This window comes from Filimonas zeae, from assembly GCF_014641615.1.
Taxonomy (GTDB): Bacteria; Bacteroidota; Bacteroidia; order Chitinophagales; family Chitinophagaceae; genus Filimonas; species Filimonas zeae.
In genome coordinates, this window is the sequence record NZ_BMIB01000001.1 from 1,269,138 (window position 1) to 1,284,842 (window position 15,705).

Consider the following 15,705-nt stretch of genomic DNA (forward strand, 5'->3'; position numbering starts at 1 on the left):
ATATTAAAACAATATTGGGCATGGCTGCATTATTTGCGCCTGCAGCATTATGGGCACAGGAAGGCTACGTGGTAAAGGGTAAGGTGGGCAATCTGAATGCGCCTGCCAAAGCTTACCTGTATTACAAAGTAAAAGGTGTTTCATCGGTTGATTCTGTTTTTTTGAAAAACGGTCAGTTTACCTTCAAAGGCAAAGTGGGTGCGCCTAAAGAGGCGAACATTCTGGTAGTGCATGGTGAGCAACAGGATAACCCGGCTATACGCCCTACGCGTGATGTGCTTGCTTTTTTTATTGAAGATGCGGTTATTCAGATTACAGCAAAAGATTCTATAAAAAATGCCATTGTTAAAGGCTCTGTTACTACGGATGACAATGCGAAGATTGATGCTACACTGAGGCCTATTTACGGGAAGTACGACCTGTTGAATAAAGAATACAAAGCGCAGCCGCAAGAAAAACAAAAGGACTCTGCCTACCTCATGTCGCTGGAAGCCCGTGCAGCAGCGGTACAGAAAGAAATCATTGACACTAAAATGGCGTATGTAAAAGCACATCCGGAGAAGTATATGGCGCTGATGGCTTTAAACTCTACGCTACCGCCGGAGGAGTTTGATGCTATTGCGGCAGAGAAAGTATTTAACACCCTGGCAGAGAAAAACAGAAAGAGTGAACTGGGGCAGGAGCTACAGGCGCGTATTGAAAAAGTGAAGAAAACGCAGGATGGTGCGCTGGCACCCGATTTTACACAGAACGATGTAAATGGCAAGCCGGTAAAACTGTCTGATTTCAGAGGAAAGTGGGTGTTGCTCGATTTCTGGGCCAGCTGGTGTGGACCCTGCCGCCGCGAAAACCCCAACCTGGTTAAAACGTATCAGGCGTTTAAAGACAAAGGTTTTACAGTACTGGGCGTATCGCTGGATAAACCAACCGATAAAGAGAAATGGGTGGCTGCTATTGAAAAAGACGGTTTAACCTGGACACAGGTGTCTGATTTGAAAGCCTGGGACAATGAAGCAGCTAAACTGTACGAGGTTACTGCTATTCCCATGAACTTTCTTATTAGCCCGGAAGGTAAAATAGTAGCCCGTTACCTGCGTGGCGAAGCGCTGGACAAAAAACTGGCAGAAGTGATTAAGTAGTAGTGTGTGAATAAAAATTGCCGGTTGGCGCTGCTTTCAAAAGCAGGCTGCCGGCAGTATTATTTTAAGTGTGCCGGCATGCTCTTTTATAAAAGTACAGGTAAAAAAATACCGGCAGGGTATGTAAATTACCCTGCTATAGGTGATGATGCGTTTCCCATGGAGTACAGCCCGCACTAACGTGGGCATTCTGTTTTTACTGCTTTCGGGTTCTGTTCACAGACTTCAGCTTCTCTTTGGGGAGACTACCTGGGAGGATTATTTTCTTTCTTCTCCTTAATATTTAACGGGTGCGGGCCAATTAATTTGCCGTTCAGGGCTTCCATGGCCGCTCTTGCCTGGTTGTCATCTTCTAATTCCACCACGCCCTTACGGGTGCTCTTCATGGTAATAGGGTCTTGAAACACTTTGGCATAAGAAACCCAGCCAAAGGGAGAAAAAAGACGCTGCAGGTCGTATTTATTATAATGGGCCGGTAATGCAGATACTGAAAGTCTCATAGTAAATCTTATCCCCCAAAGATAGCAGAAATTGTAGAGTCCTCCCACACCTTCAATAGTATAGTTTTCAATGGTTTCGTTAAATTGCACCATTACTTAACTGTTTTTTTTGCCTCAGAACGTACCATTATCTATAGAAAAAGAACTGCTGCAACAGATTGCCGGAGGAGATGAAGCCGCTTTTGGGAGGCTTTTCAGCCTTGTTGTGCCTGTTTTGCAACGGTCGGTACTAAAGCTGGTAGCTTCGGAAGAGGGTATGCAGGAGGTAATTCAGGAAACCTTTATCCGCGTATGGCTGAACCGCGATAAGTTGCCGGAGCTGGATAAGCCGGTACATTGGCTGTTTCGGGTGGCCTCTAACGAAAGTCTTACGTATCTGCGCAAAAAAGCTTTGCAAAAGCGGCATTTGAACGTGTATGCAGGCGGGGGAGGGGAAAAATCGGCGGAAGAAGAGCAGGCTTCGGCCCTGATGACGCTGAAAGAAACCAGCTTACTGGTGCAGCAGGCTGTAAACCGGCTACCTCCGCAGCGGCAGCTGATTTACCGCATGAGCCGTAACGAAGGCCTGAAAAATTCGGAAATAGCTGAAAAACTGGGTGTTACAGATAGTCATGTGCGTAATACGCTGGTAATGGCCCTGCAATCTATCCGGGAATACCTGGCCGCTGCCGGCAAGGTAGTACCACTGATGGCGCTATTTTTTAAAAATTTCTAAAAAAAGTACAAACCGTTAGGTACAAACTTCTTTCCGGTTATTCTTTACTTACAGAACAACCTTATTCCCATTTCAGAAACCTTCCTTTGAAAACATCCCAGAAATGTTAATATGATTACTCAGGAAACCGCTTATACCCTGATAGAGAAGCAATTTTCTGCTGAACTGACTGACGCAGAAAAGGCCGATCTGGATGAATGGATGCTGGATGATGCAAACAGGAGTGCCTTTATAGATAAGGTGTCTGACCTGATGCTGAGCGCCAGTGAATACCAGGCTTACGATGCCGCATACTGGCAACCCGTGCTTAACAGCGTGCTAGAGGCCGACCGTACAACGGCACAGTTACAGGCATTGCCTTACCGTAAGCGTATGCTGCTGCCCTGGATGGCGGCTGCGGCAGCGCTGCTGCTATTGCTGTGGGGTACTTTTTATTTTACACGGCAGCAGAAGCAACCCGATACCGCTGGCATACAACTGATAAAAGATGTAGCGCCCGGGCATACCGGAGCGGTGCTTACCCTGGCAGATGGCAGAACCGTAGCGCTGGATAGCCTGCCCAATGGGGTAGTAGCTACCGATAACGGTGCAGAAATAAGAATGGACGGGAAGGGACTGGTATATAATAATAAAGGAACCGCTGCAACGGCATATAATATAATAAGTACACCGGTGGGCAGGCAGTTTATGCTTACCCTGCCAGACGGGTCGAAGGTGTGGTTAAACTCTGCCTCCTCCTTACGCTATCCGGTAGCTTTTACTGGTAAGGAGCGCAGGGTGCAGGTAACGGGAGAGGTGTTTTTTGAAGTAGCTGCTGATGCTGCCCGGCCCTTTCGGGTAGAAACAGAGCGATACGGGGTGCTGGAGGTACTGGGTACTGCGTTTAACATAAATGTATATGCCGATGAAAAGCATGGCGCCACCACGTTAATTGCAGGGGCTGTACGTGTAAACAGCGGGCGGCAGCAGTTGGTGTTGCAGCCGGGCCAGCAGGCACAGGTAAGTGCTACACAGGCCATTCAGCTGAATGCCAATGCCAATCTGGCACAGGTTACTGCCTGGAAAGACGGGGTGTTCAACTTTGCCAATCAGCCGCTGGAAGTGGTAATGCGGCAGCTGGCACGCTGGTATGATATTGAAATTGTTTATGAGGGGCATGTGCCCGATATAGAGTTCTTTGGAGAAATGGGTAAAAACCTTACCCTGCAGCAGGTACTGCATGTACTGGAACAAACAGGTGTGAAATTTAAAATGGAGGAAACCAACAAGCTGGTAGTTATGCCTTAGTGCAATTAATAGATGGGTTTACGGCAGGATGCCTGAAACGAAAAACCGCTCCGGGTCGCGACCGGAACGGTAAGTACGTAAGGCTTCCTGATTAATTATAGTCACGCAAGACTGCTTATTCATTTAACCAAACTGTTACAAAGTTATGCAAATCAGAACTCTTTGTAACCGGCTGCTTCATGCTGTTTTACAACAGCGTACTCCCGCAGGTATTTACCATTGGGAACAAAGCCGGTTGATGGCCAAAACGGTGAAAATTATGAAATTAACTGCTGTATTGATTCTCTTTTTCTCCTTACATGTGAGCGCCAGAGTGGCTTCGCAAAGCATTAGCTTTAAGGGAAAAGATGTGTCGCTGGAAAAAGCCTTTGCCGAAATAAAGGCACAAACCGGTTACCTGGTTATTGGTAACAAAAAACTGCTGAGCAATGCAGGCCGTGTTACACTGTCTGTAGATAAAATGCCTTTAAAACAATTTCTGGATCTTTTACTCAAAAACCAGGGATTACAATATTCCATAGAAGCGCAAACCATTGTTATTTCTGCCAAACCCGTAGCCATGGCTGCACCGCAGGCAGAATCCAATGCAAACACGTTTGCCGCTCCGCCACCCCCCATTAAGGTGATGGGTTATTTAATGCGGCAGGATGGAAAAGATATGCTGGCAGGTGCCGCCGTTCATGTTAAAGGTGCCAAAACAGGTGTAACCTCCGATAATCAGGGCCGCTTCACCATTGAAGCCAATGTGGGTGATTTACTGGTAATTGAGTACATAGGTTTTGAAACCAGAGTGGTAGAAGTGAAGGGGCCTGCGTTAGGGGTTATTTATCTTACTGTATCGCAAAACCAGCTGGATGAAACCGTGGTAATGGCATATGGTACTACTACGCGCCGCTTTAACACCGGTAACATTGTAAAAGTATCGGCAGAAGATATTGCCAAACAGCCTGTAAACAACGTACTACTGGCCTTACAGGGCCGTATGCCGGGTGTACTTACCACGCAAAGCAATGGTGTAACCGGCTCGCGCGTAAACATACAGATACGCGGCCAGAACTTTTTAAATGGTGTAGTGGGCAGAAACGATCCTTTGTATGTGGTAGATGGTGTGCCCTTTGCTGCTACTGCTTTAAACAGACAGGTAAACGGCGCCAATGCCGGTGATGGCGCTACGGGCGAAACCAGCCCGCTGGCCGTACTGAACCCTTCGGATATTGAAAGTATTGAAGTATTAAAAGATGCGGATGCCACGGCTATTTACGGTTCACGTGCTGCCAATGGGGTAGTGCTGATTACCACCAAAAAAGGTAAATCGGGCAAAACAACTTTTAATACCAATGTATGGACGGGCCGTTCTAACGCAACCCGTTATGCGGAGGTACTGTCTACAGAGGAATACCGCAGACTGCGCAAAATATCTTTTGTAAACGCAGGTATTACGCCTAATACCACCAACGCGCCTGACCTGTTGGTGTTCGATTCTACCAAAGATGTAAACTGGCAGAAATATTTTACTGGTAATACAGCCAGCACTACCGATGCAAATGCTTCTGTTTCGGGTGGTGATTTAAGAACTAAGTTTTTATTAAGTGCCAGCTACCACAAAGAAAATACGGTGTTTGCTACCGAACAGGGGTACAAGCGTGCTTCTGTAATGCTGAATTCAGATCATACTTCGCTGGATGGGAAGTTGAATATTGGTGCTACTGCCCAATACTCTTCCGATAAAAATAACCTTTCTGCTACTGATCCTACTTCCAATGCGTATCAACTGGCGCCTAATTTCCCGTTATACAATCCCAATGGCTCACTGTTCTGGCTGGGCTTCAGCTCTAACCCTATGGCGCAGATGCTGAACTCGTTTAATAACAACAGCGCCAGCCTTATGGGTAATGCCAAAATCAGATACACCATTATTCCGGGGCTGGATGTGAAAGCTACTTTGGGGTATACCAAACTTACCAACGATCAGGTAAGACTTACTACCCTGGCCTCTTCCAACCCGGCTTTTGGCAGTACGAGCGGCAGCTCCAGCTTTACCAATTTTACGCAGGAAACTTTTTTAATTGAGCCGCAGGTATCCTATAATAAGAACATAGCAAGCGGGCGGCTGAGTGTGCTGGCAGGTGGCTCTTTACAGAATATCAATTCTAAAATGCCTTTTAACCTGTTTGCCAGCGGCTTTACTTCTGACGAGTTTTTGTCAGATCCGCAGGCGGCAACCACACGTTCGGTTACTACTTCTACCAACCAGTACAAGTTTGCTTCTGTATTTGGCCGGGTAACTTATAACTGGCACAACAAATACATTCTGAATGGTACTTTCCGCCGTGATGGATCATCCCGGTTTGGCCCTGGTAAAAAGTACGGCAACTTTGGTGCGGTAGGTGCTGCCTGGTTATTCTCTGAAGAAAAGTTTGCTAAAAACATTCCCGGCTTAAGCTTTGGTAAACTGCGTGGCAGTTATGGCGTGGCAGGGAATGATCAGATAGGTGATTTCCTGTTTCTTTCCACTTACCGGACAACAGGTGGCTATGGTGCCGGTGCAGCTACCAGCCCAACAGGCATCTCTAACCCCAATATACAGTGGGAAGTAAACCGTAAGCTGGAAGGTGCAGTAGAACTGGGCTTTTTTAAAGATAAAGTGTTATTAAGCGCTGCCTGGTACAGAAACCGCAGCAGTAGCCAGCTCACTAATTTTACATTAAGCCCACAGGCTGGCTTTACCAGCTATACGGCTAACATGCCTGCATTGGTGCAGAATACCGGTTGGGAGTTTTCGTTAACTACGGTGAATATTGACAATGGTAAACTCAGGTACACCAGTGCCCTTAACCTTACCATTGGCCGCAATAAACTGGTATATTACCCCGACCTGAAATCGGGTGCTGCCTCTTCGCTGGTAAACCTGTACGCAGAAGGCTATCCTTTAAGCAGCATGTTTGTGTATAAATACCTGGGCGACGATGCTACAACCGGATTACCCATGGTAGAAGATGTAGACAAGAGTGGCACCATAGTAGGCGGGCTTTTTTATAATGGCCGTGGCGACCGTGTTTATGCTGGTACTACTTACCCGGATTTTTATGGTGGTTTAAACAACAGCCTTAGCTACAAAGGGTTTCAGCTGGATGTGTTTGTGCAATTTACCAAACAACAGGGCAGATCTGTTGCTTCCAGCAGTTTTTATCCTCCCGGAAATTCACAATACGCCAACATGTCAAAAGACCTGGTATATAAATACCTGGGCACACCTGATAAATGGGATAATAACCCCAAAATTACGCAGCAGTTTGGAGCGGCTTATACTGCTTATAATAACTGGGTAGGTTCTGATGCCAATATAGTAGATGCTTCTTTTATCCGGTTAAAAAACGTAAACCTTTCGTACAGTCTGCCATCTGCCTTACTTAAAAAATGGCATATGCAAAATGTACGGGTGTATATGCAGGGCCAGAACCTGTTAACCATTACGGGGTATAAAGGGTTCGATCCTGAAGTAAGGTCGGCCGCATTGCCTCCGTTACGTACTATTACTGCCGGTATTCAATTCACACTGTAATTATCGAACTATGTCATTTATTCATATATCTCCCGCAAATACATTTAAAAAAGGAAGGATGGCTATGCAGGCCCTGGCGGTGCTGCTGGCTGCCCAGTCTGTAACCAGCTGTAAAAAGCTGGTAGAGGCAGATGTGCCTAAAAACTTACAAACGCAGCAGGCGGTATTTACTACCAATACTACTGCCAATGCAGCTGTAAATGGTATGTACAGTGCTATATCGGGTACCAGCTTTTTAAATGGCCCGGTTACGCAAATGATGGGCTTATCGGCCGATGAGTTTTATTTCAGCGCTGCCCGTGATGCATATGACCAGTTTACAGCCAACACCATATCTTTTCAGGCTAATAACGATAATCTCAGTTTATGGTCCAGCCCTTATTCGGTTATTTATCAGGCCAATAGTATTATAGAAGGGCTTGCCCTGCCATCCAGCCTGGTGGCAGATTCGTTAAAAAGGCAGTATACCGCTGAGGCGCGGCTGGTAAGAGGTCTTTGTCATTTTTATCTTACCAATATGTATGGAAAGGTGCCGCTGATTACCACCACCAACATTAATATAACAGCCAGCCAGCCACGTAACACGGTAGATGAAGTGTATACTAAGATATTGGAAGACCTTACTTATGCTGAAAATAACCTGGCTAAAGATTACCGCTATTCACCTACCGCCGGCGACCGTACGCGTGTAAACAGATGGGCGGCTTCTGCCTTACTGGCAAGGGCATACCTGTACCGTGGGCAGTGGGCACAGGCAGCACAATATGCTTCAAAGGTAATTGACAGTGCAGGCATATACAGCCTGGCCGACATTACTGCCAGCTCTCCGTTTTATAAAAACAATGCAGAAGCTATCTGGCAATATTATTCTTCTTTGCAACCTACTACCGGATATACGGCAGAAGGTACCATGTTCAGACCCACTGCTGCTTCTGTTGCCTGTTATGCTTTAAGGCCAGAGTTGTTGAACAGTTTTGAAGCAGGCGACAAGAGAAAGCAGAGCTGGACTATGAGCGCTAACATTACTGTTGCCGGTGTTACCAATACCTATACGGTTCCCTTAAAATATAAAAACAACAGTGCAACCGTGTCTTATACCGGTGGTGCGCTGGAAGGGCTTACGCCTTTACGTTTAGCGGAGCAATATCTGATACGCGCAGAAGCGCTGGCACGCCTGGGCCGTGTTACAGAAGGTGCGGCTGATTTAAACAGGATACGCAGGCGTGCAGGCCTGGAGGATGTAAACCCGGCTGATGCAACAGCGCTGCTGACTGCAGTTGCTAAGGAGCGCCGTATTGAGTTGTTTGCTGAAATGGGCCACCGCTGGCTGGATTTAAAACGCACCAATACTGCTGATGCCGTACTGAAAGTGCTGAAGCAGGCTACATGGAAAGCCACAGCGGTGTTGTATCCTGTTCCGGAAGAAGCCTACAGAAGTAATCCGGCATTGTTACCACAGAACGATGGTTATTAATTAACAGCCTCTTTTTTATCCTGTTGTCTGCTGTGCGTGTGTATAGCAGACAACAGGATAACCTATATACCATCTCCATTACAATGCTGTAATGGGTGATGGAAGCTAAAGCCATGTCCAAAGGAAACAGAAATGAACACAAGCATTGTAAAAATTGAGCATCTTTCGCACCGTTACACCCGGTCCTGGGCCATCCGGGATATTAACCTGGATATTACCCAGATTGGTGTAACAGGGTTTCTCGGTTCTAACGGAGCTGGTAAATCCACTACCATGAACATTCTTTGTGGGGTGCTGAACCAAACGGAAGGCCGGGTATTGATTGACGGTATTGACCTGCGTAAGGCACCGCTGGAGGCGAAAAAGCTGATAGGCTTTCTGCCACAGAATGCCCCGCTGTATCTGGACCTTACAGTGGATGAATACCTGCGCCATGCCGCCTATATGCGCCAGATACCTGACAATAAGGTAAAACAGGCAATAGAAGAAGCAAAGGAGCGCTGCGGTGTTGCCCACTTCAGTAACCGTTTGCTTAAAAACCTGTCTGGCGGTTATAAGCAGCGGGTAGGCATTGCACAGGCTATTATTCACAAGCCCCGGTTGGTAGTGTTGGATGAGCCTACCAATGGGCTTGATCCTAACCAGATAGCGGAAGTGCGTGAGCTGATTAAGGAAATTGGCCGTGAGCGTTCTGTTATTTTCTCTTCGCATATTTTATCGGAAGTGCAGGCTACCTGCGATACCATACGTATGATAGAGCAGGGGCAGGTAGTGTTTACCGGTACGGTAGATGACTTTGATAATTACATAGCTCCGTCTTCTATGGTGTTATACCTGAACAATCCGCCTGCTGTTGAAGAACTGCTGGCCATGGAAGGGGTAACGGATGTAAAAGTGCTGACACCCCATAAAATACGGGTAAGCTTTGATGCTGCACCGGGCATTGCTGAAAAAATGGTGGAATACAGTGTTAACAAGGGATGGCGTATGCAGGAACTGCACCTGGAAAGAAGTTCACTGGAAGAAATATTTGCAAAGTTGTCGAATAAAGTAAAATAATCAGATACGATGAAAACAACATGGAGGATAGCCCGGCTGGAGCTGATGAACCTTTTCTTTTCACCGGTTGCCTGGGTGGTGCTGATCATATTTCTGGTGCAGGGCAGCTGGGAGTTTATGAGTGTATTGGAGCGTATGGAAAAAGCGCAGCAGATGGGCGGCGTACGTGCGGGCCTTACCGATACTTTTTTTACTTCTATGTTCGGGGTATTTACTAAAATAAAAGAATATCTGTATTTGTATATACCCTTACTTACCATGGGGTTAATCAGTCGTGAAACGGGTAGCGGCTCTATTAAGCTGGTATACTCTTCCCCCGTAAAAGTAAGTATGGTGGTATGGGGTAAATACCTGGCCATGGTATGTTATTGCCTGCTGCTGATGGCTTGCCTGGCGCTGCTGGCGCTGGTATCGGGTTTTACTATAAAAGATGCAGATATTTCGCTGATCTTTTCCGGTATTGCAGGCTTGTTTTTGCAGATATGCGCTTATTCTGCTATAGGCCTGTTTATGTCTTCACTTACTACCTACCAGGTAGTGGCTGCTATAAGCACACTGGCTTTGCTGGCTGCTTTAAGCTATGTAGGCAAGCTTTGGCAGGATATTGATTTTGTAAGGGATATCACTTACTTCTTATCCATCTCCGGACGTGTGGATGAAGCTATCAATGGTCTTATTTCCACCAAAGATGTTTTCTACTTTCTCATTGTAATAGGTATGTTTACCGGGTTTACCATTCTTAAGCTGAGAGGCGATCGTGAATCGGTTCCCGTGTATACCAAATGGCTGCGTTATACGTTGCTGGTAGTGGTGGCATTAACGCTGGGGTACATTACCTCGCGCCCGGCGTTTACAGGTTACAGCGACAGAACAGCTACCAAAAAAAGAACACTTACACCGGCTACCCGCGAAATACTTACACACCTGGACGGGCCACTGGAGGTAATTACCTATGTGAACCTGCTGGATGAAAACTATTTTTCCGGTCTGCCGCTGGCACGCAATTCAGACCTGGAGCGGTACGACCAATATTTTCGTTACAAACCCGATATCAGTATTCAATATGTTTACTATTGGGACAGTACAAAGAATGACGATTTGTTTGCGCGTAACAAAGGCCTTTCTGCAAAAGAGGTAGCCCGCAATATGGCCACTTCTATGGGTATGGATTTTAATAAACTGCTTACCCCTGCTGAAATGAAAAAGCAGATGGACCTGAGTGGTGAGCAGTACAGAATGGTAAGGCAGTTGAAGTGGAAAAACAAAACCACCTTTCTGCGCATGTATAACGATATGTTCCGCCAGCCAGGCGAGCAGGAGTTTGCTGCAGCCCTGAAACGCCTGTATGCACCCGTGCCAGAAGTAGTGGTTCTGAAAGGGCATAATGAGCGCAGTGTGAACAGAATGGGGGATGAGGATATAAAACTGGCCACCACTGAAATTACGTTCCGTAACTCATTGGTAAACCAGGGCTTTGCGGTAAGCGACATTACCGCTGACCAGCAGGATATTCCTGCAAATGCAGCAGTGCTGCTGATAACAGACCCACGCACGCCTTACTCCCCGCAGGAATTAGCAAAAATTCAGGCTTATATAGAAAATGGCGGCAATGTGTTTGTGGCAGCTGAGCCTAAGCGGAAAGCCCTGGTGCAACCCGTGCTGGACCTGCTGAAAGTAAAGCTGGATGAAGGGGTTTTGTTGCAGAAGAGTGAAGACTTTGCCCCATCATTTTTTATAGGCAATGTTACACCCCAGGCAATGAAACTGATGGATGCTATTGTAACACCCAGGCTTGCGGCAGGCATGTCGTTTCCGGGAGCGGCTACTGTTTCTGTAGCAGCGGGCAGTTCCTTTACCGTTACGCCGGTTGTGGTAACGGACACTACAAAAACACTTCGCAGGGTGGCTGCAGTGGATGATAGTTTGCGCCAGGTACAGTATTCACCGGCACTGGGAGATGAGAAAGGCGTATACCCTGTTGTGCTGGCACTGAACAGGAAAGTAAAGAACAAAGAACAACGCATTATAGTAGCGGCAGATGTGGATTTTATGAGTAACAGTGAGCTGTTGCGCAGTAATATACAAACCGGCAACTTCACTTTCCTGATGCAGTTGTACAAATGGTTTTCTTACAACCAGTTTCCGGTAGATGTATATCGGGCACAGCCATCCGACGACCGTATACTGGTAAACGCAAAGCAGGTGAGTGTACTTAAGTGGATACTGCTGGGTGCTTTGCCAGCCTGTATAGCAGCAGGTGTAGCTATTTTCCTCATCAGAAGAGCCAGAAGATAATAAACAAGAAAAGATATTCAGTTGCTATGACTCATATAAGAATGACGCAGTATGGCCGGTGGTATAAACTGGCCGCTGTAGCTGCACTGCCTGTAATAATAGGTTCGTGCTCGGTGTTTAAAAGTAAAAAAGCGCCTGCAAAGCAAAGCCCCACGCCGGTGGTGGTGGTAAAGGCAGACTCTGCCAAAGCAGGCGGCCCCAAAGCATTTAAGGATGTAATTACTGCCAAAGCGGTTACCCGTAAAGGTTTGTTTACGGTGCATGAGCAGGAGGGTAAATATTTTTTTGAACTGGCTGATAGTATATTCGGCCGCGACATATTGCTGGTAACCCGCCTGAGTAAGTCCACACCCGGCGCCGGTAATTTTGGCGGTGAGGAAGTGAATGAACAAACCCTGCGTTGGGAAAAAGGCCCTAACAACAATGTGTTTTTGCGTGTAATAACGTTGATTAATACGGCCGACTCTACGGAGCAGATTTATAAAGCTGTAGAAAACTCCAACCTGTACCCCATAGCGGCTGCCTTTGATATTAAGGCAAAAGGTAAGGAGGGGGGCGGTGTGGTAATTGACGTTACCGATTTTTTAAAAGGTGATAACCTGTTACTGGCCTTTACGCCTGCAGCCAAAAGAGCTTTCAGCTTAACCATGCTGGCGCCGGAAAGAAGCTACGTACACAGTGTACGTTCTTATCCCATCAATACGGAGGTGCGTACCATTAAAACCTATCAGGGTACACTTTCTGCCGAGGGCAGAGGGCTGCCGGGGTTAGGAGCGGCAGGAGCTATTACGATAGAGTTAAACAACTCGTTTGTGCTGCTACCCAAAGTGCCTATGAAAAAGCGCTATTTCGATTACCGTGTAGGCTACTTTGCCAGCGATTACCGCTTGTTCAGCGACGATCAGCAGCAGGTAAAGGATGAGGTATATATACACCGCTGGAGGCTGGAGCCGAAGCCGGGAGATATGGATAAATGGAAACGTGGTGAACTGGTTGAACCTGCCAAACCCATTGTGTATTACATTGATCCCGCCACACCTAAAAAATGGCGTCCTTATCTGATAGCGGGCATTAACGACTGGGCCAAAGCTTTTGAGCAGGCTGGTTTTAAAAACGCCATCAGAGGTGAGGAATGGCCGGAGCAGGATACTACCATGAGTATGGAAGACGCCCGTTTTTCTGTAGTGCGTTATTTTGCTGCTTCTGTGGAAAATGCGTACGGCCCTAATGTAGCTGACCCCCGCAGTGGTGAAATTATTGAAAGCCATGTAGGCTGGTACCATAACGTAATGAAGCTGGTGCGCGACTGGTATATGATGCAGGCGGGTGCTATTGACCCCGGTGCACGTAAAATGGTGTTTGATGACACATTGATGGGCCAGCTGATTCGCTTTGTATCGTCTCATGAAATTGGCCATACACTGGGTCTGCGCCATAATATGGGTGCCAGCAGTGCTACGCCGGTAGAAAAACTGCGTGATAAGGCCTGGGTAGAAGCGCATGGCCATACGGCTTCTATTATGGACTACGCACGCTTTAACTACGTAGCACAACCGGAAGACAATATCAGTCATGCCGGCATCTTCCCCCGTATTAACGACTATGATAAGTGGGCTATTCAGTGGGGCTATACCCCTATTCCACAGGCTGCCACCGGTAAAGAAGAATTACCTATCCTGAACAAATGGATCAAAGACAGCGTGGGCAGCAATCCCCGTTTGTGGTTTAGCGGTGAAGGCAAAGATTACGACCCCCGCTCTCAGACAGAAGACCTGGGCGATAACAGCGTTACTGCCAGTGAATATGGTTTAAAAAACCTGAAAAGGATTGTACCGCACCTGATTGAGTGGACGCGTGAAAATGATGGGGATGATTATACCAACCTGATGGAGATGTACAAAAACGTACTGAAGCAGTGGGATAGGTATCAGGGCCATGTATTGAAAAATCTGGCAGGTGTTCCGCAAACAGCAAAGAGTGTAGACCAGCCGGGAGCTATATATACTTATACCTCCCGTGAGCGCCAGAAAGAAGCCGTAGCCTTTTTGTGTAAGCATGTGCTGGAAACACCAAACTGGTTGCTGGATACTGCTATTCTGAATCGTATTAACAACCCGGCATTTGGCGATCCGGTGGCAGAAAGCCAGGCTACCATGTTAATGCTGATGATGTCTGGCGGCAGATTAACCCGGCTGGATGAGCAGGTAAACCGCTTTCGTGCAAAAGATATGTATACACCGGAAGAACTGCTGAGTGATATTGAAGGGCATTTGTGGAGTGAGTTGCGTACCGGTAAAACTATCGACTTTAACCGCCGCAAATTGCAGCGTGCTTATGCAGACGGCTTAAAAGGTCTTATTGATCCTGCGTTGGTAAAAGGTGGAATAGCCTCGTTGATTGCTTCTATGTCTGCCCAGCAAATGGCCAATTCCGACATGAAAATACTGGCAAAAGCACATCTGGTAAAAGTGCAGAAAATGCTGGCAGCCGCTATTCCCGGCGTAAAGGATGATATGAGCAAACAGCATCTGCAGTTTGTGTTAGATGGTATTAAAAAATTCTTCGATGATAAGAATAAGTAGTTTGTTTATTGCAACCCTTTACCTGTTGCTATCCGCCGGTGCTGCTTTGGCAGCGCCGGCTGCTGATAGCAGTAAACAGGTAACTGTGCAGGGTAACATAAGCGGGGCGGAAGGTGATTGGGTATACCTTTCACGCGAGTTTAACTTTGTAGCTACTACCGACTCGGCGCGGGTGCAGAACGGACAGTTTGTTTTCCAACTTACCTTACCGGAACCGCTGATTTGTACGCTGCATGTATCAGGTAGTTTGCAGATGAAAGCCTTTTGGGCGGATAGTGATACGGTTTCGGTTACCGTTGCCAAACAAGCCCTGCACGCGGCTGTTGTTAAAGGTTCTCCGGAGCAGGAGGCCTGGATGGCATACAGTGCCTACCTGAATAAGGTGCCACCGCGCAAGGCCCCCGGCGATACCGCATTTGCGCATGGCTTAGACCGCGCTGCTGAAGCTTTTATACGCGATTACCGCCAGTACCGCGCAGCGGCCATGATTCTGCACGACCGGTTTCTGGGAAAGGGATATGAAGCACAGGCAGTTGCTTTGTATAAGCAACTAACCCCTGCTGTACAAAAGAGTGTGTACGGGCAGCGCGTATCTTCTAAACTGAATTCGGAAAGCAGAACCGGCATAGGCCTTATGGCGCCTGCTTTTGAATTACCCGATTCCAATGGGGTGATGCACAACATTACTGCGTTCAGGGGTAAGGTATTGCTGATAGATTTCTGGGCCAGCTGGTGTGTACCCTGCCGCAAAGAAAATCCTGGTTTGGTTAAAGCCTATGCGCAATACAAAAGCAGAGGTTTTGATATTATGAGTGTTTCGCTGGATAGCAATAAGCCGCAATGGCTGGCCGCAGCAGCAAAGGATGGATTAACCTGGTTGCAGGTATCTGACCTGAAAGCGTATAATGGCCCGGTGCCTGTTATGTATGGGCTAAACTATCTGCCGCAGAACGTGCTGGTTGACCGGGAAGGAAAAATTATTGCCAAAAACCTGCGTGGCGAAAAAGTAGCTGAAATATTAGCGTCCCTGTTTCCATAATCCATATCTCTGTGAATTACTAGTGTATGATGCGCCGCGGCCTTTTGGCCGCG

Annotated in this window: 10 protein-coding genes; 9 read left to right on the forward strand and 1 reads right to left on the reverse strand. The window is 47.1% G+C overall.

Going from position 1 to position 15,705, the window contains the following annotated elements:
• Positions 1-20 precede the first annotated feature (20 nt).
• On the forward strand, positions 21-1,139 hold the full coding sequence (locus IEY13_RS04990) for a TlpA disulfide reductase family protein (RefSeq protein WP_188950839.1): 1,119 nt from the start codon (positions 21-23) through the stop codon (positions 1,137-1,139).
• 245 nt (positions 1,140-1,384) lie between these two features.
• Here IEY13_RS04990 and IEY13_RS04995 read toward each other — a convergent pair whose 3' ends face one another.
• Entirely contained in the window at positions 1,385-1,732 is a 348-nt protein-coding gene (locus IEY13_RS04995; protein WP_188950840.1) for an RNA recognition motif domain-containing protein, read from the reverse strand.
• Between the two features lie 16 nt (positions 1,733-1,748).
• Between IEY13_RS04995 and IEY13_RS05000 the strand changes: the two genes are divergently transcribed.
• The 8 genes from IEY13_RS05000 to IEY13_RS05035 all read left to right on the forward strand — a co-directional run bounded on the left by IEY13_RS05000 (position 1,749) and on the right by IEY13_RS05035 (position 15,652).
• Positions 1,749-2,354, forward strand: a complete 606-nt coding sequence (locus tag IEY13_RS05000) for an RNA polymerase sigma factor (protein ID WP_188950841.1) — start codon at positions 1,749-1,751, stop codon at positions 2,352-2,354.
• 111 nt (positions 2,355-2,465) lie between these two features.
• Positions 2,466-3,641 (forward strand): FecR family protein, encoded by a 1,176-nt coding sequence (locus IEY13_RS05005; protein ID WP_188950842.1) that lies wholly within the window; start codon positions 2,466-2,468, stop codon positions 3,639-3,641.
• A gap of 259 nt (positions 3,642-3,900) precedes the next feature.
• Positions 3,901-7,203 carry a SusC/RagA family TonB-linked outer membrane protein gene (locus IEY13_RS05010; protein ID WP_188950843.1) on the forward strand — a complete coding sequence of 1,101 codons (3,303 nt, stop codon included), beginning with the start codon at positions 3,901-3,903 and terminating at the stop codon, positions 7,201-7,203.
• A gap of 10 nt (positions 7,204-7,213) precedes the next feature.
• Positions 7,214-8,677: a RagB/SusD family nutrient uptake outer membrane protein gene (locus tag IEY13_RS05015; RefSeq protein WP_188950844.1), complete on the forward strand. Its 1,464-nt coding sequence runs from the start codon at positions 7,214-7,216 to the stop codon at positions 8,675-8,677.
• 132 nt (positions 8,678-8,809) lie between these two features.
• A complete protein-coding gene (locus tag IEY13_RS05020) occupies positions 8,810-9,736 on the forward strand; it encodes an ABC transporter ATP-binding protein (RefSeq protein ID WP_188950845.1) in 927 nt (308 codons plus the stop codon).
• Positions 9,737-9,745: 9 nt separating this feature from the next.
• Positions 9,746-12,031 (forward strand): DUF4350 domain-containing protein, encoded by a 2,286-nt coding sequence (locus IEY13_RS05025; protein ID WP_188950846.1) that lies wholly within the window; start codon positions 9,746-9,748, stop codon positions 12,029-12,031.
• Positions 12,032-12,057: 26 nt separating this feature from the next.
• The gene (locus IEY13_RS05030) at positions 12,058-14,613 is read left to right on the forward strand and encodes a zinc-dependent metalloprotease (protein WP_229687733.1); all 2,556 of its coding nucleotides are present in this window, start codon (positions 12,058-12,060) and stop codon (positions 14,611-14,613) included.
• Positions 14,597-15,652 (forward strand): TlpA disulfide reductase family protein, encoded by a 1,056-nt coding sequence (locus IEY13_RS05035; RefSeq protein WP_188950847.1) that lies wholly within the window; start codon positions 14,597-14,599, stop codon positions 15,650-15,652. Before IEY13_RS05030 ends, IEY13_RS05035 begins: the two co-directional genes overlap by 17 nt.
• Positions 15,653-15,705 lie beyond the last annotated feature (53 nt).